This is a genomic window from Geodermatophilus sp. URMC 60, from assembly GCF_053502585.1.
Genome location: NZ_CP199958.1, coordinates 575,951 through 593,900 on the forward strand (window position 1 = coordinate 575,951; position 17,950 = coordinate 593,900).

Sequence of the window (17,950 nt, forward strand, 5' to 3'; positions counted from 1 at the left end):
GCGCACCCGGCGGGCCCGGCCCGCGCTGGCGCCGCGGACGCTAGCGGCGGCGCAGGAGCCGCCCCCAGGGCCGAACGACCCGGGGCCCGCGAGCCGTGCGGGGCCCGGGTCGCCCCGGGCCCCGCACGGTCAGAACGCCAGCGCGGTCCCCGGGTCCGACAGCAGGGCCCCGACGTCGGCGAGGAACCGGCTGCCCAGCTCCCCGTCGATGATCCGGTGGTCGAACGACAGCGCCAGCTGCGTCACCTGCCGCGGCCGCACCTTCCCCTTGTGCACCCAGGGCAGCTCGCGGATCGCCCCGAAGGCGAGGATCGCCGACTCGCCGGGGTTGAGGATGGGCGTCCCCGTGTCGACGCCGAAGACGCCGACGTTGGTGATCGTGATCGTGCCGCCGGTCATGTCCTCCGGAGCGGTGCGGCCGGCCCGGGCGGTCTCGGTCAGCTGCGTGAGCGCGCCGGCCAGCTCGGCCAGCGACAGCCGTCCGGCGTCCTTGACGTTGGGGACGACGAGCCCGCGCGGCGTGGCCGCCGCGATGCCGAGGTTGACCTGCCCGTGGACGACGATCTCCTGCGCGGCCTCGTCCCAGGAGCTGTTGACCATCGGGTGCCGGCCCACGGCCAGCAGCAGCGCCTTGGCGACGAACAGCAGCGGGCTGACCTTGACCCCGGCGAACTCCGGCCGCGCGGCGATCCGCGAGCGCAGCTTTCCCATCCGGGTCACGTCGACGGTGAGGAACTCGGTGACGTGCGGCGCGGTGAACGCGCTGGCCACCATCGCGGCGGCGGTGTGCTTGCGGACCCCCTTCACCGGGATCCGCTGCTCCCCCGCAGTCGTCGCCGCGCCCGGGCGGAGTTCCGTCACGGGCGCCGGCGACGACCCGGCCGCCGCCGCGTGCACGTCGGCCCGGGTGATCACCCCGCCGTCCCCGCTGCCGGTCAGCGCGGTCAGGTCGACGCCCAGGTCCTTCGCCAGCTTGCGCACCGGCGGCTTGGCCAGCGGCCGGGGGCGGCGCCGGCCGTGCTCGGCCGCGCGCGACGGCGCCGCCTCCACCGACGCCGCGTGCGCCTCGGCCTGGCGGCCGACCTCCAGGCCGCCGTGCCGCACCGGCTTGGTGGTCATGTCCGGCGCGGTGGTCAGCAGCGGCGGGCGGTCCTGTCCTCCTGAGCCGTAGTCGGCGCCGGGGGTCGGGGCCGGCGCGGCGTGGACGGCGCGGCGCGGGCGCCGGCGGGCCTCGGTGTTCCGCGGCCCGTAGCCGACGAGCACCGCCGTCCGGCCCCCGGGAGCCGCGCCGCCGATCAGGCCGGCAGCGACCTCGCCCTCCGCGGCGGCCGCGCCGTCCCCTGCGACTGCGTCTCCCCCGCCCTCCCCGCCGACGTCGATGGTGATGATCGGCGTCCCGACGTCCACGGTGGCCCCGGCCTCGTGCAGCAGCGCGGTCACCGTGCCCGCGAACGGCGAGGGCAGCTCGACGGCGGCCTTCGCCGTCTCCACCTCGCAGAGCGGCTGGTTGACGGTGACCGTGTCGCCCACGGCGACCAGCCACTGCAGGATCTCGCCCTCGGTCAGCCCCTCGCCGACGTCGGGCAGCTTGAACTGCTTGAGCGTCCCCATGCCTCAGAACTCCAGCGAACGGTCGACGACGTCGAGGACCCGGTCGAGGTCGGGGAGGTACTCCTCCTCGAGCTTCGACGGCGGGTAGGGCGTGTCGTAGCCGCCCACGCGCAGCACCGGCGCCTCCAGGGAGTGGAAGCACTGCTCGGTGATCCGCGCGGCGATCTCCGCGCCGAGCCCGAGGGTCACCGGCGCCTCGTGGACGACGACGCAGCGGCCGGTGCGGCGCACCGACTCGACCACCGGGTCGAGGTCCAGGGGCGACAGCGTGCGCAGGTCGACGACCTCCAGCGAGCGGCCCTCCTCGGCCGCGGCCTCGGCCGCCTGCAGCGCCGTCTTCACCATGGGGCCGTAGGCCAGCACGGTGACGTCGTCGCCACCGCGGACCACCCGGGACGCGAACAGCGGGTCCGGCGTGGCGGCTGTGTCCACCTCGGCCTTGTCCCAGTACCGGCGCTTGGGCTCGAGGAACACGATCGGGTCGGGGTGCGCGATCGCCTGCTGGATGCCCCAGTAGGCGTCGACCGGGTTGCTGACCGCGACCACCTTGAGCCCGGGCGTGTGCGCGAAGTAGGCCTCGGGGCTCTCGCTGTGGTGCTCGACCGCGCCGATGCCGCCGCCGAAGGGGATCCGGATGACGATCGGCATGGTCAGCTTCCCGCGCGAGCGGGCGTGGATCTTGGCGACCTGGGTGACGATCTGGTTGTAGGCGGGGAAGACGAACCCGTCGAACTGGATCTCGCAGACCGGCCGGTAGCCGCGCATGGCCAACCCGACGGCGGTGCCGAGGATGCCGGCCTCGGCCAGCGGCGTGTCGACGACGCGGTCCTCGCCGAAGTCCTTCTGCAGGCCGTCGGTGATCCGGAAGACCCCGCCGAGCCGGCCGATGTCCTCGCCCATGAGCACGACCTTGGCGTCGTCCTCCATCGCCTTGCGCAGGCCGAGGTTGAGCGCCTTGCCGATGGTGAGCGTCCCGGTGCTCATTCCGACGCCTCCTCGAAGCTCGCCTGGTAGGCCTCGAACTCCGCCTGCTGCGCGACCAGGTGCGGCGTCTGCTCGGCGTAGACCTCGTCGAACATCGCCGTCCCCGGCGGATCGGGCATCTCGGTCGTACCGCGCCGGATCCGCACCGCGAGCTCGTCGGCCTCGGCCTCGACGGCGTCGAAGTAGTCCTGGTCGGCGATGCCACTGCGGGACAGGTGGGCCTTGACCCGGGCGATCGGGTCGCGCAGCTTCCACTCCTCCAGCTCGCTGGCCAGCCGGTAGCGCGTGGGGTCGTCGGAGGTGGTGTGCGCGCCCATCCGGTAGGTGAACGCCTCGATGAACGTCGGGCCCTGGCCCTCCCGGGCGGCGGCGAGCGCCGCCCGGGTCACCGCCAGGACGGCGAGGACGTCGTTGCCGTCGACCCGGACGCCGGGGAAGCCGAAGCCGGCGGCGCGCTGGTACAGCGGCACCCGCGACTGGCGCTCCAGCGGGACGCTGATCGCGTACTGGTTGTTCTGGCAGAAGAAGACGACCGGCGCGGAGAAGCTGGCCGCCCAGATCAGCGCCTCGTTGACCTCGCCCTGGCTGGTCGCGCCGTCGCCGAGGAAGGCCAGCACGGCGGTCTCGGCGCCGTCCCGCTGGACGCCCATGGCGTAGCCGGTGGCGTGCAGGCACTGCGCGCCGATGACGACGGTGTAGAGGTTGAAGCGGGTCGCGACCGGGTCCCAGCCGCCGTTGTCGACGCCGCGGAACAGGCTCATGACGTGCAGCGGGTCGACCCCGCGGGTCCAGGCCACGCCGTGCTCGCGGTAGGTCGGGAAGGCGTGGTCCCCGGGCTCGAGGGCGCGGCCGGCACCGACCTGGGCCGCCTCCTGGCCCAGCAGCGAGGCCCAGATGCCCAGCTCGCCCTGGCGCTGCAGGGCGGTGGCCTCGACGTCCCACCGGCGGACCAGGACCAGGTCGCGGTAGAGGTCGCGCAGTTGCTGGTCGTCGAGGTCGATCGCGTACTCGGGGTGCTCGACCCGCTCGCCCTCGGGGGTCAGCAGCTGGACCAGGTCGGGTTGCCGGGGCAGGTGCGGCGCCTCCGCGCCCGGTACCGGGTCGACCACCTCGGTGGCACTGGACACGCTCACGTGCTCCTCCTCGCCGTCGTCCGCCGCTGCCGGGGTCGCCGTTCGCGCGGGCGGTGTGGACGTCTCGTGGCTCCCGGGTGTGGCGCCACTCACACATCCTGGCACGACCCGACCGCTTCCGGAGCAGACACCCACCCACCGATCTGCGCAAGATCCCTCGATCGGATCGCGCACGATGACCGGTCGGGAGGCCCGCGAGCCTGTCAGACTGAGCGACGTGCCGGTTCTCGACGCCACCGACGCCCGCCTGCTGCAGGCCCTGGGCGAGGACCCGCGCGCGACGGTCATGGCCCTGTCGCAACGGCTCGGCCTGGCGCGCAACACCGTGCAGGCGCGGCTGGCCCGGCTGGAGTCCGGCGGCGCGCTGGCGCCCTTCGAGCACCGGGTCCGCCCGGAGGCGCTGGGCTACCGACTGGGCGCGTACGTGACCGTGCAGGTCGTGCAGCGCAGCCTGGCCGACGTCGGCGACGCACTGGCGGACATCCCGGAGGTGCTCGAGGTGACGGCGCTGTCGGGCGTCGCCGACCTGCTGGTGCGGGTGGTCGCGGTCGACGCCGACGACCTCTGGCGGATCACCGAGCGGGTGCTGGCCATCCCCGGCGTGCAGCGCACCGACACCGCGCTCGCGCTGCGCCGGCTGGTCGACCACCGCATGGGACCGCTGCTGGACCGGGCCGCCGGGGACCGGCCACTCCCGGCCCCGTGAGCAGCACCTAGGTCCTCCGCCGCACCCGCACCGGGCCGCGCGCGGTCGCGACGTCGACGACCTCGCCGCGCTGGGTGACCTCCACCTGCCCGGCCGCGGCCAGCCGCCCGGCCGCCGCGCGGGCCGCGGGCATCAGCTCCCGCCAGCCCTCGGGGTCGACGGCGCGGGCGGCCTCCGAGGGGCAGATCGTCGCGCCGGCCCGGCGGTCGTCGAGCAGCGCGTCGATCGCCTGCTCCAGCCGCGCGTCGACGTCCTCCACACCGCCCAGCGTGCGGCGCGGGACGCCGCCGCGCCACGGCACTCGCCGCACCGATCCGTCCCCGCCGGATCTCCACCCGTGCTCCGCTGGGGGAGCAGGGGTGGAGGACGGCCGGCGGGAGGAGCGACCGGAGCCGGTGTGTCCGGCGCGAGTGGGGGACGCCGGGAGCCCGTCGCGGGTTCGAGGACGCCGGCCGCGGGATGCTGGGCACGTGCGCCGCTGGACGACCGGGCTGCTCGCCGGCCTGCTGCTCGTGCTCGCCGGCTGGGTGCTGGCCCCGGCGGCCTCGGCGTGCAGCTGCGCCGGGGCGACGGCGACCGAGCAGGCCCTCCGCGCCGACGCGGTGTTCTCCGGGCGCCTGGTCGAGCGCGAGGTGGTCGGCGGCACCGAGGACGGCACGGCCCTGCACGTCTTCGCCGTCGACACGGTCTACGCCGGGGAGGTGTCCGCGCGTCAGGGCGTGGTGTCGGCCGCGTCCGGCGCCTCGTGCGGTCTGGAGCTCACCGGGGACGGCCCCTTCCTGGTGTTCGCCACCCGCGAGGACGGCCGGCTGGCCGCCGGCCTGTGCAGCGGCACGGGGCCGTGGACGGCCGAGGCCGCGGCGGAGGTGCAGATGCTCACCGGCTCGGCTCCTCCCCGGCCCGGGGCCGCCGGCACCGAGTTCCCCGGCACCCCGTCCGGCGCGGTCCTCGAGGCGGCCGCCGCCGTCCTGGTCGTGGCGGCGTTCGGAGCCGGGCTGCTCCTGCGCCGGCGTCGGGCGGCCGGTTGGACCGGTGGACCGGAAACGGCCGGGAGGCGAGAGGACGACGTCCGGTGACCTGCCGCCGGGAGGAGCCGCTGGTCGACGGGCCGACGGTCGACCCGGCGAGGGACGTCGTCGGCCTGCTGCGGGGCACCGGCGAGCGCTGCGCGCGGCTCGTGGCCGAGTTCCTGTGCCGACCCGCACCGCGCTGAGCTGGCTGTACGCGACGGCTCGACGGGGGTAGACCGGGCGGATGGCGAAGCGCACCCCGCTGGGGACCATCGGCAAGGGACGACGCGGGATCAGCGTGGCGGGCTGGGCCCTGCGCGGCGCGGCGGCCGGCGCGGCGGGCAGCACCGCGCTCAACGCCGTCACCTATCTCGACATGACCGTCCGCGGCCGCCCGGCGAGCGCCACCCCCGAGCGGACCGTCGAGGAGCTGGCGGAGAGGGCGCACGTGCCGATCCCGGGGGACGACGAGACGCGGCAGAACCGCGTGCAGGGCCTGGGCCCGATCACCGGGCTGGTGGCCGGCGTGGGCGTCGGCGTCCTGGTCGGGCTGGTGCGCGCGGCGGGGTACCGGTCGCAGCCACTGGTCGGCACGCTGCTGACCACGCTGGGCGTGCTGGTCGTCGCCAACGGGCCGATGACCGTCCTCGGCATCACCGACCCGCGCACCTGGTCGGCGACCGACTGGGCCAGCGACATCGTCCCGCACCTCGCCTACGCCGCGGTGGTGAAGACGACCATGGACGCCTTCGACCGCTGAAGGACCCCGCCCTCCCCTCCAAGGACCCCCTTGCCCCCCGCCCTCGCAGGCTCGCGGCGGGACCCTGCAAGGAAGCCGTCAGGGCTCGGGGCGGTGCCCTGGACGGGCCGGGCATGATGCCGCGGTGCACGACATCACCACGGAGGCGGAGCTCGCCGAGCTGCTCGGGGAACCCACCCGGGCCGCCGTCGCCAAGGAGCGGACCACCCTCGACGAGCTGGACCGGCAGTGGCTCGCGGCCTCGCCGTTCTGCCTGGTGGCCACCAGCGGTGTCGACGGCAGCTGCGACGTCTCCCCCAAGGGCGACCCGCCCGGGTTCGCGCTCGTGCTCGACGACCGCACCATCGCCCTGCCGGAGCGGGCGGGCAACCGGCGGGCCGACGGCTACCGCAACGTGCTCGCCAATCCGCACGTCGGGCTGCTGTTCGTCATCCCCGGCCGGGGCGACACGCTGCGCGTCAACGGGCGGGCGCGGCTGACCCGGGATCCCGCGCTGCTGGACCGGATGGTGGTGAGGGGACACCGGCCGCTGATGGCGCTGGTCGTCGAGGTCGAGCAGGTGTTCTCGCACTGCGCCAAGGCGTTCCTGCGCTCGGAGCTGTGGGAGCCGGCGAGCTGGGCGCCGGGCGCCGTCCCGTCGCGGGCGGTCATCGCGCACCGGCTGGAGCGGCGCGGGGAACGGCTCGAGGACATCGAGCGCTACTACGGCGAGCAGTACTCCGCGGGGCTGTACCCGAGCAGCTGACGCAGGCCGGGGGCGCCTCAGGCCCGCCAGCCGCCCTCGTCCACGCCACCGGGCACCGGGGCGTCGGGGTCGTAGGGCTGCCGGGTGAAGACGAAGGTGCCCAGGTCCAGGTGGTCGTCGGCGATGCGCAGCGGCTCGCCGGCGTAGTAGCCGTCGAGGCCCACCCACGTGCCGTCGTCCCGGCGGGCGAAGCGGCTGGCCCGCCCGGCACGGCCCGGCAGGGGGCCCAGGTGCAGCAGTCCGCCGGGCAGCGCCCGCAGCGCGTGCGGCCCCGGACCCCAGTACCAGATGCCGAGGGCCTCCAGCGGCACCGGCGGCGGCGACGGCTCCCACGGCTCGACGACGTGCGGCTCGGCGGCGCGCAGGTCGGCGAGCAGGCCGGGGACCAGCGGGTCCAGGCCGGTGGTCGTGTTGGCCAGCGAGACCGCGCCGGTCTGCTCCTCGCGGTCGACGAGGACGCCGGCGAGGAAGCCGGGCATCGAGCCGCCGTGTCCGACCAGGGTGCGCCCGTCGACCCGCAGCACCTGCAGGCCCAGTCCGTACGCCGACCACCCGGGTGCGGAGGAGTCCACACCCGCGGGCACGGTCATCTCCTCCAGGGTCGCGGGGTCGAGCACGTCCCCGGTGTCGCCGAGCAGGAAGGCGGCGAAGCGGGCGAGGTCGGCCAGCGTCGCCCACAGCTGCCCGGCGGCGGCCATCACGCCGGCGTCGTGCTCAGGCTCGGGCAGGACGACGTCGGCCCACGGGTGCACCGCGCGCCCCTCGGCTGCGGGCGCGACCGGCCGGGGCGTCGTCCGGGTCATGCCGAGGGGGTCGAGCACCTCGGCGGCGACGACGTCCTCCCAGGACCGTCCGCGCAGTCGCGCGACCAGCTCGCCCAGCAGGCCGAAGCCGAGGTTGGAGTAGTGGAACCGGCGGGCGGCGCCGAGGACGACGTGCTCCGGGGCGAGCCGCAGGTCCGCGAGCGAGCCGCCCGGCGTCCGCTCCCACCACGCGCCCGGGCTCTCCGCCGCAGCGCCGGCGACGTGGGCGAGCAGCTGCCCGACGGTGCGGTCGCCGAGCGGGGTCCCGGGCACGTGCCGGTCGAGCGGGTCGTCGAGGTGCACCCGGCCCTCGTCGCGCAGCCGCAGCACGGCGACCGCGGTGACGGTCTTGCTGATCGACCCCAGCCGGTACTGCACGTCGGTGTGCGGCTCCGGGACGTCGCCGCGCCCGGCCGACCAGGCCAGCCCGCCGTCCCGGACGACGCCCGCGACGAGGCCGGGCGCCCGGCCGTCGCGCTGCACGCGCGCGGTGCGGGCCAGGAGCAGGCGGGCGGTGGACGGCAGGACGGCGTCGGGCACGGGCTCAGACGCTAGCGAGCCGCGGGTCAGGAGGTGGGCGCCGCCTCGGGCACGGGCAGCCGGCCGGTCCGGGTGGCCCAGCGGTCGAACCAGAGGGTGGCCAGGGGCGGCACCGAGGCGGCGAGGGCGAGCAGCGTGGTCCCGGCGTTCCAGCGCAGCACCCGGGCGGCCACGACCGCGACGACGACGTAGGCGACGAAGATGCCGCCGTGGATCGGGCCGAAGATCTGCACCCCGCGCTCGGAGGTCGCCAGGACGTACTTGACGAACATCCCGAACAGCAGCCCCACCCAGGAACACGCCTCGGCGAGGGCGACGGCACGGAAGGCGAGGGCGACGGCGCGCGGGGTCACGCCGCCCATGGTCCCCGACGGCGCGGTGCCCCGGGCGCGCCGGTCGCGGTGACCCGCACCACCGTCCCCCCCGTGGCAGGGTCGGCGGCCGTGCGGGGTCTGGCGCGGCGCGAGTTCTGCCTGGTGCTGCTGCGCCGGATGGCCGACCTGCGGCCGGACCTGGTGGCCGAGGCGCTGCCCCGGCTCGGCGCCACCCGCGCGGAGGCGCAGGCGGCGCACACCCGCTGGCAGGCGCTGCAGCACTCGTCCCGGGCGCCGCGCGGGCTGGCGCTGCGCTCTGCCGTGCTCGGCCCACCCGAGGAGACCGAGGACCGCCGCTTCGGCGACCTCGACCTGGAGGTGCGGCGCTGGCCCCTGCCGCTGTGGCCGCACCTGTACTGGGAGGTGCTCACCGGCCCGGGCGGCAGCGTGCTGCAGGAGCACCTGGTGCGCGCACCGGGCTCCCCGGTGCCGCAGGCCACGCCGGGCCGGCTGCGGGTGTGGGAGCACACGCTGGACGACGTGGTCGGCCTGCGCGGGGCGACGAGCGTCGATCCCGGGGTGGTCACCCGCTGGGAGGTGCACCTGCCCGGCGACGTCCGCGCCCGCTTCGTTTGGGGCCTGCTCCAGCAGGTCCACCGGCAGTGACACCCGGCGGCCCCGTCCCGGCCCCGCCCTGAGCCTGCGAAGGGTGGGGAGGACGGGCTCCTTCACCCCGCGATGCGGTTGAACTTCGGCGTCGCGCCCATGTTGTCCACGCTGGCGACCTTGACGACGTCACCGGACGTCGGCGCGTGCACCATCTGCCCGTTGCCCAGGTAGATGCCGATGTGGCTCACCGGGCTGTAGAAGGCGACCAGGTCGCCGGCCTGCGCCTCGGCGCGGGACACCGGGGTGCCCATCTGCGACTGCATGCGGCTGGAGTGCGGCAGGCTCATCCCGGCCGCCTGGAACGCGTACTGCACCAGGCCGGAGCAGTCGAAGGAGCCCGGCCCCGACGCCGCCCACACGTAGGGCTTGCCGCGCTGGGCCAGCGCGCGGTCGACGACCGCCTGGAGCGAACCGCCGGCGACCGCCACGGGCGCGGAGGACACCGCCGGCGCCTCGCGCTCGGTGCGGCTGGCCCGGCCGCCCTCGCCGGCGCCGTGAGCGGCCGCGGCCGCCTCCAGCGCCGCCCGCCGCTCCTCGGCCGAGAGCCGGGCGTAGTCGGCCTGGTACTCGGCGATCTGCGCCTCCAGGTCGGCCTGCTGGCGGGCGACCGCGTCGTACTGCGTCTGCGCCTCGGCGGCGGCCCGGTCGGCGACGATGCGTGCCTGCGCGGCGACCTCTCCGGCGGCGACCGCCGCCTCGAGCAGCTCGCCCTGGTGGCCGGCCACCGCCTGCAGCAGGGTCACCCGGTTGACGAACTCGTCGGCGGAGTCGCTGGTCATCAGCGCCTGGAACGAGCCCATGGTGTCGCCGGTGAAGGCGCTGCGGGCGACTCCGATGACCGACTCCCGGGCGGTGGTGACCGCCGTCTGCGCCTCGGTCACCGCCGCGGCGGCCGCCTGCGCAGCCCCCTGCTGGCCGGCCAGCACCTCCCGGGCCTCGTTGAACTCCTCGGTGAGGACCTCCAGCTCGTGGCCGCGGGCGGCCACGAGGGCCGCGGCCTCCGCGGCGCTGGTCGGCTCCTCGGCACCGGCGGGCGCGGGCGCCAGGGCGAGGCCGATGGCGCCGGCGAGGACGAGGGCGGCGCGGCGGGCGGCGCGAGGGGTCGCCATGGTGCGGCGGCACTCCGTTCATCCACGGCCGCCTACCGGGTCAGCTGACGGGTTCGGGCTGGATGTGCCCGGCGCGGCCGGCCGCGGTGCCGGCGTGCGCTTCACCCCAGTGGTTCGGTGGGTCCCCGGCCCCGCGCTCCCGGGGAGGAGAGCGCCGGCTCGGCGGCATCCGCGGGGTGTCACCCAGGCTGGTGACGGAGCGCCCCGGCGGATGCACACACCGTAAGGGCCGTGACGCCGCCGTGACAATCGCCCCCCTGTGATCTGGTGGACTTTCGACTCAACTGCGCCGGTCACCGCGAACGAGCGGGGCGGGTGTGACGGACGGGGTTCACCGCGGGTGCCGCGGGGCACGCAGGGGTCATGGATCTCAAGCGACCCCTGGTCGTGCTGGCCACCGTCGCCGCTCTGACCGGGTGTGGCGCCAGCACGGGGACCGGCGGCAACACCGACCTGGACCGCGGCGAGGGCGAGTGCAACGCCGCCGAGGCCGGTTCGACCGACGAGGAGCTCTGCCAGGACACCGAGCAGGACAACGAGCAGCAGACCGACCAGGAGGACGACGGCGAGGGCTGACCGCGGTGCGGGGATGACACGGGCCTCCGGCTACGGTCCGCCGGTGGGTGCGCGCAGGTACGACGCCGTCGTCGTGGGAGCCGGGCACAACGGGCTGGTCGCCGCGGCGTACCTGGCCCGCGCCGGCTGGTCGGTGCTGGTGCTGGAACGACTCGCTGAGGCCGGCGGTGCCGCGGTCAGCCGGCAGGTGTTCCCCGGCGTCGACGTCCGGCTCTCGGCCTACTCCTACCTGGTGAGCCTGCTGCCCGACCGGGTGGTGGCCGACCTCGGCCTACAGGTCACGCTGGCCGACCGCGCGGTCGCCTCGTACACCGCCGTCCCCGGCCGGCCGGGGCTGCTCGTGGAGCGGGACGAGGGCCCGGCGACCGCGGCGTCCTTCCGGGCGCTGACCGGCTCGGACGCCGAGCTGGCGGCCTGGCAGCGGTTCTACGGCCGGGTCGCCACGCTCGCCGAGGACCTCGCCCCGACGCTGACCGAGCCGCTGCTCTCGCCGGCCGAGCTGGCCGGGCGGCTGCGTGACCCGCAGCTGTGGCACGACCTGCGCGAGCGTCCGCTGGCCGACGTGGTCGCCGACGCGCTGTCGCACGACGTCGTCCGCGGTGTGGCGCTCACCGACGGGCTGATCGGCACGTACGCCGACGTGCACGCCGCCGACGGCCTGGCCGGGCGCTGCTTCCTGTACCACGTGGTCGGCAACGGCACCGGGCGCTGGCGGGTGCCGGTCGGCGGGATGGGCGCGGTCACCGGCGCGATGGCCGCCGCCGCACGCGGCGCCGGCGCGGAGCTGGTCACCCGGGCCCAGGTGACGGCCGTCGAGCCGCGGGACGACGGCGCGACCGTGCACTGGACCGACGACGACGGCACCGAGCGGGCCGTGGACGCCGGCTGGGTGGTCGGCGGCGCCGCCCCCACCGTGCTCGACCGTCTGCTCGGCGCGGCCCCGCGGCCCTCGGCGGACGGCGCCCAGCTCAAGGTCAACATGGTGCTGGCGCGGCTGCCCCGCCTGCGTTCCGGTGTGGACCCGGCCGTCGCGTTCGCCGGCACCTGCCACGTCGACGAGGCGGCGTCCCAGCTCGACGCGGCGCACGCGCAGGCGGCGGCCGGGGAGCTGCCCGACGTCGTCCCCTTCGAGGTCTACTGCCACTCGCTGACGGACCCGACGGTGCTCGGCCCGGCCGAGCGGGCCGCCGGCTGGCACACCCTCACCCTCTTCGGACTGCACACCCCGGCGGCGCTGTTCCGCGACGACCCCGACGGCACCCGGGACGAGGCGGTGCGCCGGGTCGTGGCCCAGCTCGACGCGCACCTGGCCGAGCCGCTGCTGGACTGCCTGGCGCGCGACGCCGAGGGCCGGCCGTGCCTGCAGGCGGCCTCGCCGCTGGACGTCGAGGCGTCCCTCGCGATGCCCGGGGGGCACATCTTCCACGGCGACCTGTCCTGGCCCGTCGCCGCGACGCCGGAGGAGGTCGGTACCTGGGGCGTGGCGACGGCGCACCCGCGGGTCGTCGCGGCCTCCTCGGGCGGCACCGTGCGCGGCGGCGCGGTCAGCGGCCTGGGCGGGTACGCGGCGGCCCGCGCCCTGCTGGACCGGTGCTGAGGCGCGCCTGGACGGCGCGCCGACTGCGCGCCGAGACGACGTCGCTGCTGCGCGGCGCCGCCGAGCAGCTGCGCGGCCGGGACGTCGCGCTGATCGCTGCCGGGCTGACCTTCTACGCCGGCATCGCCGTGGTGCCGCTGCTGCTGGTCGCCTTCTCGCTGACCGCGCTGCTCACCTCGGCCGAGCGGGTGCGCGAGCTCGGCGACCGACTGGCCCAGCTGCTGCCGCCGGAGCTGGGCGCCCCCGGGGCGCTGCGGACGCTGGCCGAGGCCGGCACCGGCCTGGACCTGCTCGGCTTCGTCCTGGCCCTGGTCCCGCTGTCGTTCTACGGCGAGGGGCTGCGCCGGGCGCTGCTGCGCTTCACTCCCCGCCAGGACCGGCTGACCGGCTGGCGCGGCCGGCTGTTGGCGCTGCCCCTGGTGCTGGCCACGCCGCTGTTGATGTACGCGCTGCTGGTGGCGGCGTCAGTGATGGTGGAGCTCACCGAGCAGGGCAGCGGGCTGGGTGCCTTCGCCGTCGGCTACTACTCGGTGCTCTTCGCGCTCACCGTGCCCCTGCTGTGGGGCTTCGGCGTGGTCGCGGCCGGGAACCTGCGCTGGCCGGCGCTGGTGTCCGGCGTGCTGTTCACCGCCGCCTGCCTCTCGGGCTTCCTGCAGGGCTTCGCGATCTTCCTGGCCCTGCCGCTGGCGCTGGGCGCGCCGTTCGGCGGGCTGACGGTGGTCGGCGCGGTCGTGGCGATCAGCCTCTGGCTGTTCCTGCTGCACCTGGTCGTGATCGGGGGCTGGCTGCTCACCCAGTCCCTCGACGACCGGCTCCGCAGGGGAGCTCAGCCCTCGTCCTGATCCCAGTCCTGGCCCCGGTCCTGGTCCCGGTCCTCGTCCCGGTCCTCGTCCTGGTCCCGCTCGGGAGCCGGCTCGGCGGGCTCCGGGGACGACGGCGGGGGCTCGTCCGATGGGGCGGACGGGTCCGGCTGCTGCTGTCGCGGCGCCGGCTCGGGTTCCGGCTCGGGCCTCGGCGCGACGTAGTCCTCGCCGTTGCTGACCAGGATGGAGACGACCTGGCCCGGCACCGCCCGGCCGCCGCGCGGCGGGCTGGTGCCCAGCAGGACCCCTGCGCGCCGTGCGCTGTCCACCTCGACGGTGCGGTGCTCGAAGCCGGCGTCCGCCAGCGCTGCCCGGCAGGCCCGTACCGACGTGCAGCCCGGGACCGGGCGGGTGTTGCCGTTCTCCACGACCTCGTCGGCCGGGGGGAACTCCCCGCTGCCCCGGGCCTGCAGGATCGGGGCCATCGCATCGCGCCAGATGGTGGCCGCCTTGCCGCCGCCGAAGCCGCCGACGTTCTGCTTCTCCTTCGGGTTGAGCACCATGACGCTCGCGGTGATCTCAGGGGTGTACCCGACGAAGGCGATCGAGTCGTTGTCCTGCGCCGTCCCGGTCTTGCCGGCGATCTGGTGCCCCGCCACGTAGGCGCGGGTGCCGGTCGCGCCGGACTGACCCGGCTCGACGTCCTTGCGCAGCATCTGGTTCAGCGTGTTGGCCACACCCGGGCGGATGGCCTCGGGGGTGCAGCGGTCGCCCACCGCGAGCGGCTCGCCGTCGGACGCGAGCACGGGCTCGCCGTGCTGGTCGAGCACCGCGGTCACCGGGACGACGTCGCACTGGGTGCCGCCGGCCGCCAGCGTCGAGTAGGCGCTGGCCAGGGCCAGCGGGCTGGTGGCCTCCGAGCCGAAGGTGAACGACCCGCGGTTCTCGTCGATGATCCGCTGCGGCAGGGCCGGGTCGCTGAACTGGAACAACCCCATCCGCTCGGCCATCCGCACCGGCTCCTCGACGCTGCCGAGGGCGTCCTCGAGCGCGAGGAAGTAGGTGTTCGACGACTGGTACAGCGCAGTGGTGAGGTCGAGCGTCGAACGGTAGGTACCGGCGTTCTCGACGTCGTAGGGCCTGGCGCCGTCCCGGTAGACGCGGGACACGTAGGGGTCCGAGGTCGTCAGCGTGTAGTACCGCGAGAAGCCCCGCTCCAGGGCCGCGGCAGCGGTGAAGACCTTGTAGGTGGAGCCGGAACCCTTGCTGGCGGCGAGGTTGAGGTTGAACGACTCCTGGGCCGGGTCGCGCTGGTCGTAGCCGAACACCCGGTTGACGCTCATCGCCAGCAGGTGGCCGGTGCCCGGCTCCACCGCCGTGAACATCGCGGCCAGCGAGTCGCCCATCGGCCGGGTCTCCAGGACGGCGGCGTCCCCGGCCCGCTGCAGGTCGGCGTCCAGGGTGGTCCGGATGACGTAGCCGCCGTTGTCCAGCTGCTGCTGGGTCAGCCCGAGGTCCTGCACCAGGTAGCGCTGCACGAAGTCGCAGGCGAACGCGCCGACCGTCGCCTCGGCGCAGCCGCGGCGCGGGGCCGGCGCGGGCGCGAGGCCCAGCGGGGCGGCCTGCGCGGCGGTGGCCTCCGCGGGGTCGGCCAGGCCCTGCTCGGCCATCCGCGAGAGCACCTCGTTGCGGCGCGCGGTGGCCGCCTCCGGGTCGGTGAACGGGTCGTCCTCGGTCGGGCTCTGCGCCAGGCCGGCCAGCAGCGCCGCCTGCGGCAGGGTGAGCGCGGCGGCGTCGACGCCGAAGAAGGCCTGCGCGGCCGGCTGCACGCCGTAGGCGTTCCGCCCGAAGTAGACGATGTTCAGGTAGCGGGTGAGCAGCTCGTCCTTGGAGTAGGCGTCCTCGAGGGCCAGCGCCATGCGGGCCTCGCGCAGCTTGCGGCCCAGCGTCTGCTCGGTGGCCGCGCGGCGCTCCTCCGGGGTGTCGGAGGTCTGCAGCAGGGTCTGCTTCACCAGCTGCTGGGTGAGCGTCGACCCGCCCTCCTGCACCCCGCCGGCGGCGATGTTGGTCAGCAGCGCGCGCGTGGTGCCCTGCACGTCGAGACCGTGGTGCGCGTAGAACCGGGCGTCCTCGATGGCGACCATCGCCCGCTTCATGACCTCGGCGATGCGGTCGCCGGTCACCGGGGCGCGGTTCTCCTCGTAGAAGGAGGTGATGACCTCGCCGTTGGCGGCCAGCAGCACGGTGTTGGCCGGCGGGGCGTCGACGGTGAGCTCGGTCGGCAGGTCGCCGAGCAGGCTGCTCGACTGCTGGGCGGCCACCGCGGGGCCGCCGACCCAGGGGAAGAGGAGTCCCGCGACGAGCGCTCCGGCCACCACGACCGTGGCGGCGAGCTTGAGCACCGTCCTGACCCGTGCGTCGGTGCGCAGGTCCATGCGCCCCCTTCCGTGGAGTGCCACTCGATCAGCAATCGGCGTCGTCCACAACCACCCGCGCCGTGCGGGCCGGTCCACCAGGACCCGCGCGGCACACGCGTCACGCCGTGAGCAGTTCCGGCAGGTCACCGGCGTGCAGCACGACCAGGGTGCTGACCGCCCGGGTCAGGACGACGTAGAGCCGGTGCAGCCCTCGGGGCTCGGCGGCGGCGATCGCGCCCGGGTCCACCACGACGACCGCGTCGAACTCCAGGCCCTTGGCCAGCGTCGCAGGGACGACGGCCAGCCGGCCCGCGTCGCCGTCGTCCCCCAGCACCGTCGCGGGCAACCCGGCGGCGACCAGCGCGCCGGCCACCCCGGGCACGGCCGCGTCGGCGCAGACGACGCCGATGGAGCCCGGCATCGCGGCGAGCTCCCGGACCACGTCCGGCAGCGGCCCGTCGGCCCGGATGCGCAGCGAGCCGGGCCCGCGGCGCACCGCGGTGGCGGCCGGCAGGCCCGGGGCGATCGCCGGCAGCAGCCGGTTGGCGTACTCGAGCACCTCCCCGGGCACGCGGTAGCCGCGGGTGAGCGGCCGGACCGCGGTGCCGGGACGACCCAGGCCGGCCAGCGTGCGACCCCAGTCGGCCGCCGACCACGGACTCGTGGCCTGTGCGAGGTCGCCGAGCACGGTGAGCGACCCGGCCGCCAGCCTGCGGGCGATCGCCCGGCACTGCATGGGCGAGAGGTCCTGCGCCTCGTCGACGACCACGTGGCCGTAGCCGGCGGTGCGCTCCAGCAGGCCGGCTACCTCGTCGACCAGCACTGCGTCGGCCTCGGTCCACGGGGCGCTGCGCAGCGGGCCGGCCGGGCGGAGCAGGAGTGCCTGCTCGGCGTCGTCGAGCACGCCGCGGGCGGCCCGGGCCAGCACGGCGGGATCGGTCAGCAGGGTGTGCACCAGCTCCGCGGCGTCCCACGCCGGCCAGACCGCGTCGCAGAACGCGCGCACCTCGGCGCTGCGGGCCGCCCGGCGGGTCTCGGCGTCCGTGGGGCTGCCGCCGGCGGCCTCGGCCTGGCGGCGGGCGTCCTCGGCCAGCAGCATCGCCAGCCGCTCCCGCCCGGCGGCGTGGTGCAGCACCTGCTGGTCCTCGCCGGCCCGGCCGCGGCGGCGCAGGTCGTCGACGTACCGCTTGAGCCGCTCGACCGGCACGCGGCGGCAGCGCCCGGCCAGCGGCACCTGGACGTCGTCCGCCGGCTTGGCGATCGAGCCCCACAGGGCGCGGTGCAGCACCTCGGCCAGGCGGGCGTCGCCTTTGAGGACGGCGACCTCCGGTGCGTCGGCGGCGCGCACCGGCACCCGGGCGGTCAGCTCCGCGACGGTGGTCTGCTCGACGTCGACCTCGCCGAGGGTGGGCAGCACCTGCTCGATGTAGCGGAGGAACGCGCGGTTGGGCCCGACGACGAGCACGCCGGTGCGGGCCAGCTGTCCGCCGTGCGTGTATAGCAGGTAGGCCGCCCGGTGCAGGCCGACGGCGGTCTTGCCGGTTCCGGGTGCGCCCTGCACGCAGATGGACTCGGCCAGCGGCGCCCGCACGATGGCGTCCTGCTCGGGCTGGATGGTGGCGACGATGTCCCGCATCGGCCCGGAGCGCGGGCGCTCGATCTCCTGCTCGAGCAGCCGGCTGGGCGCGGCCTCCCCGGCGCCGAGCAGCTCGTCCTCGAAACTGGTCAGCTCGCCGCCGGAGAAGCCGAAGCGGCGGCGGCGTACCAGCCCCTGCGGATCGGCGGCGCCGGCCCGGTAGAACGGCCGGCTCATCGGCGCCCGCCAGTCGATGACGACCGGGGTGCCGTCGGTGTCGCGCACGTGCCGGCGTCCGATGTGGAAGACCTCCCCGGCATCGGTGTCGGTGCGCCCGAAGAACGGGGGGACCCCGGGGTCGGCGGCCAGCGCCCGCAGCCGCTCCGCCCGGGCGGCGCCGAGCCGCTCGGAGGCCCAGGCGTCGACGCCGGCGTCGACGACGGCGGAGGCGGCCGAACGCATGGCGGTCAGGCAGTCGGCCGCGCGCGCCAGGTGGGCGCGCTCGGCGGTGAGGACGGTATCGGGGGCGGTGGTCGTCTCGCTCGATGCGGAGGACACGGTCGGAGGACGTTACTCCCGGCGGAGCCCGGGGAGAAA

General features: G+C 75.9%; 18 protein-coding genes. 9 read left to right on the forward strand and 9 right to left on the reverse strand.

Annotated features, from left to right (window positions below; all coding sequences use genetic code 11):
• Window positions 1-129: 129 nt before the first annotated feature.
• From ACWIX3_RS02800 to pdhA, 3 genes are read right to left on the reverse strand one after another with little or no spacing between them, the layout of a single operon-like run.
• On the reverse strand, window positions 130-1,611 hold the full coding sequence (locus ACWIX3_RS02800) for a dihydrolipoamide acetyltransferase family protein (RefSeq protein ID WP_448610558.1): 1,482 nt from the start codon (window positions 1,609-1,611) through the stop codon (window positions 130-132).
• A 3-nt stretch (window positions 1,612-1,614) separates the two neighbouring features.
• Entirely contained in the window at window positions 1,615-2,595 is a 981-nt protein-coding gene (locus ACWIX3_RS02805) for an alpha-ketoacid dehydrogenase subunit beta (RefSeq protein ID WP_448610559.1), read from the reverse strand.
• Window positions 2,592-3,728, reverse strand: coding sequence for a pyruvate dehydrogenase (acetyl-transferring) E1 component subunit alpha (gene pdhA, locus ACWIX3_RS02810; RefSeq protein WP_448610560.1), 1,137 nt, complete (start codon window positions 3,726-3,728; stop codon window positions 2,592-2,594). The genes ACWIX3_RS02805 and pdhA overlap by 4 nt, the downstream gene beginning before the upstream one ends.
• Window positions 3,729-3,945: 217 nt before the next feature.
• On the opposite strand from pdhA, the gene ACWIX3_RS02815 reads away from it, so the two are divergent.
• Window positions 3,946-4,434 (forward strand): Lrp/AsnC family transcriptional regulator, encoded by a 489-nt coding sequence (locus ACWIX3_RS02815; protein WP_448610561.1) that lies wholly within the window; start codon window positions 3,946-3,948, stop codon window positions 4,432-4,434.
• Window positions 4,435-4,441: 7 nt separating this feature from the next.
• On the opposite strand, the gene ACWIX3_RS02820 is transcribed toward ACWIX3_RS02815, so the two are convergent.
• Window positions 4,442-4,744, reverse strand: coding sequence for a DUF3253 domain-containing protein (locus ACWIX3_RS02820; RefSeq protein ID WP_448610562.1), 303 nt, complete (start codon window positions 4,742-4,744; stop codon window positions 4,442-4,444).
• A gap of 160 nt (window positions 4,745-4,904) precedes the next feature.
• On the opposite strand from ACWIX3_RS02820, the gene ACWIX3_RS02825 reads away from it, so the two are divergent.
• The 4 genes from ACWIX3_RS02825 to ACWIX3_RS02840 all read left to right on the forward strand — a co-directional run bounded on the left by ACWIX3_RS02825 (window position 4,905) and on the right by ACWIX3_RS02840 (window position 6,949).
• Entirely contained in the window at window positions 4,905-5,510 is a 606-nt protein-coding gene (locus tag ACWIX3_RS02825) for a hypothetical protein (RefSeq protein ID WP_448610563.1), read from the forward strand.
• Window positions 5,507-5,647: a hypothetical protein gene (locus tag ACWIX3_RS02830; RefSeq protein ID WP_448610564.1), complete on the forward strand. Its 141-nt coding sequence runs from the start codon at window positions 5,507-5,509 to the stop codon at window positions 5,645-5,647. Before ACWIX3_RS02825 ends, ACWIX3_RS02830 begins: the two co-directional genes overlap by 4 nt.
• Window positions 5,648-5,688: 41 nt before the next feature.
• Window positions 5,689-6,204, forward strand: coding sequence for a hypothetical protein (locus ACWIX3_RS02835; protein WP_448610565.1), 516 nt, complete (start codon window positions 5,689-5,691; stop codon window positions 6,202-6,204).
• Between the two features lie 124 nt (window positions 6,205-6,328).
• Complete coding sequence (locus ACWIX3_RS02840; RefSeq protein ID WP_448610566.1) at window positions 6,329-6,949, forward strand: pyridoxamine 5'-phosphate oxidase family protein; 621 nt, start codon at window positions 6,329-6,331, stop codon at window positions 6,947-6,949.
• A 17-nt stretch (window positions 6,950-6,966) separates the two neighbouring features.
• On the opposite strand, the gene ACWIX3_RS02845 is transcribed toward ACWIX3_RS02840, so the two are convergent.
• The gene (locus ACWIX3_RS02845; RefSeq protein WP_448610567.1) at window positions 6,967-8,292 is read right to left on the reverse strand and encodes a serine hydrolase domain-containing protein; all 1,326 of its coding nucleotides are present in this window, start codon (window positions 8,290-8,292) and stop codon (window positions 6,967-6,969) included.
• A 26-nt stretch (window positions 8,293-8,318) separates the two neighbouring features.
• Window positions 8,319-8,654: a DUF3817 domain-containing protein gene (locus ACWIX3_RS02850; protein ID WP_448610568.1), complete on the reverse strand. Its 336-nt coding sequence runs from the start codon at window positions 8,652-8,654 to the stop codon at window positions 8,319-8,321.
• A gap of 63 nt (window positions 8,655-8,717) precedes the next feature.
• On the opposite strand from ACWIX3_RS02850, the gene ACWIX3_RS02855 reads away from it, so the two are divergent.
• The gene (locus ACWIX3_RS02855; RefSeq protein ID WP_448610569.1) at window positions 8,718-9,272 is read left to right on the forward strand and encodes a hypothetical protein; all 555 of its coding nucleotides are present in this window, start codon (window positions 8,718-8,720) and stop codon (window positions 9,270-9,272) included.
• A 62-nt stretch (window positions 9,273-9,334) separates the two neighbouring features.
• Here ACWIX3_RS02855 and ACWIX3_RS02860 read toward each other — a convergent pair whose 3' ends face one another.
• Complete coding sequence (locus ACWIX3_RS02860) at window positions 9,335-10,384, reverse strand: C40 family peptidase (protein WP_448610570.1); 1,050 nt, start codon at window positions 10,382-10,384, stop codon at window positions 9,335-9,337.
• A gap of 363 nt (window positions 10,385-10,747) precedes the next feature.
• Between ACWIX3_RS02860 and ACWIX3_RS02865 the strand changes: the two genes are divergently transcribed.
• Genes ACWIX3_RS02865 through ACWIX3_RS02875 form a run of 3 tightly spaced genes read left to right on the forward strand, consistent with a single transcriptional unit; the run spans window position 10,748 to window position 13,399 of the window.
• The gene (locus ACWIX3_RS02865; RefSeq protein ID WP_448610571.1) at window positions 10,748-10,960 is read left to right on the forward strand and encodes a hypothetical protein; all 213 of its coding nucleotides are present in this window, start codon (window positions 10,748-10,750) and stop codon (window positions 10,958-10,960) included.
• Window positions 10,961-11,003: 43 nt separating this feature from the next.
• Window positions 11,004-12,557 (forward strand): phytoene desaturase family protein, encoded by a 1,554-nt coding sequence (locus ACWIX3_RS02870; protein WP_448610572.1) that lies wholly within the window; start codon window positions 11,004-11,006, stop codon window positions 12,555-12,557.
• A complete protein-coding gene (locus tag ACWIX3_RS02875; protein WP_448610573.1) occupies window positions 12,551-13,399 on the forward strand; it encodes a YihY/virulence factor BrkB family protein in 849 nt (282 codons plus the stop codon). Before ACWIX3_RS02870 ends, ACWIX3_RS02875 begins: the two co-directional genes overlap by 7 nt.
• Here the strand turns inward: ACWIX3_RS02875 and ACWIX3_RS02880 are convergent.
• Both ACWIX3_RS02880 and ACWIX3_RS02885 read right to left on the reverse strand, forming a co-directional pair.
• Window positions 13,384-15,795 carry a transglycosylase domain-containing protein gene (locus tag ACWIX3_RS02880; RefSeq protein WP_448610574.1) on the reverse strand — a complete coding sequence of 804 codons (2,412 nt, stop codon included), beginning with the start codon at window positions 15,793-15,795 and terminating at the stop codon, window positions 13,384-13,386. The two genes, ACWIX3_RS02875 and ACWIX3_RS02880, sit on opposite strands and share 16 nt — an antisense overlap.
• A 100-nt stretch (window positions 15,796-15,895) precedes the next feature.
• Window positions 15,896-17,911 carry a HelD family protein gene (locus tag ACWIX3_RS02885; protein WP_448610575.1) on the reverse strand — a complete coding sequence of 672 codons (2,016 nt, stop codon included), beginning with the start codon at window positions 17,909-17,911 and terminating at the stop codon, window positions 15,896-15,898.
• Window positions 17,912-17,950: the final 39 nt, after the last annotated feature.

What these genes read in the sequence shown, in the direction of transcription:
- ACWIX3_RS02800 (WP_448610558.1), bottom strand. Translation starts at nt 1,611, where the DNA reads ATGGGGACGCTCAAGCAGTTCAAGCTGCCCGACGTCGGCGAGGGGCTG.
- ACWIX3_RS02805 (WP_448610559.1), bottom strand. Translation starts at nt 2,595, where the DNA reads ATGAGCACCGGGACGCTCACCATCGGCAAGGCGCTCAACCTCGGCCTG.
- ACWIX3_RS02835 (WP_448610565.1), top strand. Translation starts at nt 5,689, where the DNA reads ATGGCGAAGCGCACCCCGCTGGGGACCATCGGCAAGGGACGACGCGGG.
- ACWIX3_RS02850 (WP_448610568.1), bottom strand. Translation starts at nt 8,654, where the DNA reads ATGGGCGGCGTGACCCCGCGCGCCGTCGCCCTCGCCTTCCGTGCCGTC.
- ACWIX3_RS02860 (WP_448610570.1), bottom strand. Translation starts at nt 10,384, where the DNA reads ATGGCGACCCCTCGCGCCGCCCGCCGCGCCGCCCTCGTCCTCGCCGGC.
- ACWIX3_RS02865 (WP_448610571.1), top strand. Translation starts at nt 10,748, where the DNA reads ATGGATCTCAAGCGACCCCTGGTCGTGCTGGCCACCGTCGCCGCTCTG.
- ACWIX3_RS02880 (WP_448610574.1), bottom strand. Translation starts at nt 15,795, where the DNA reads ATGGACCTGCGCACCGACGCACGGGTCAGGACGGTGCTCAAGCTCGCC.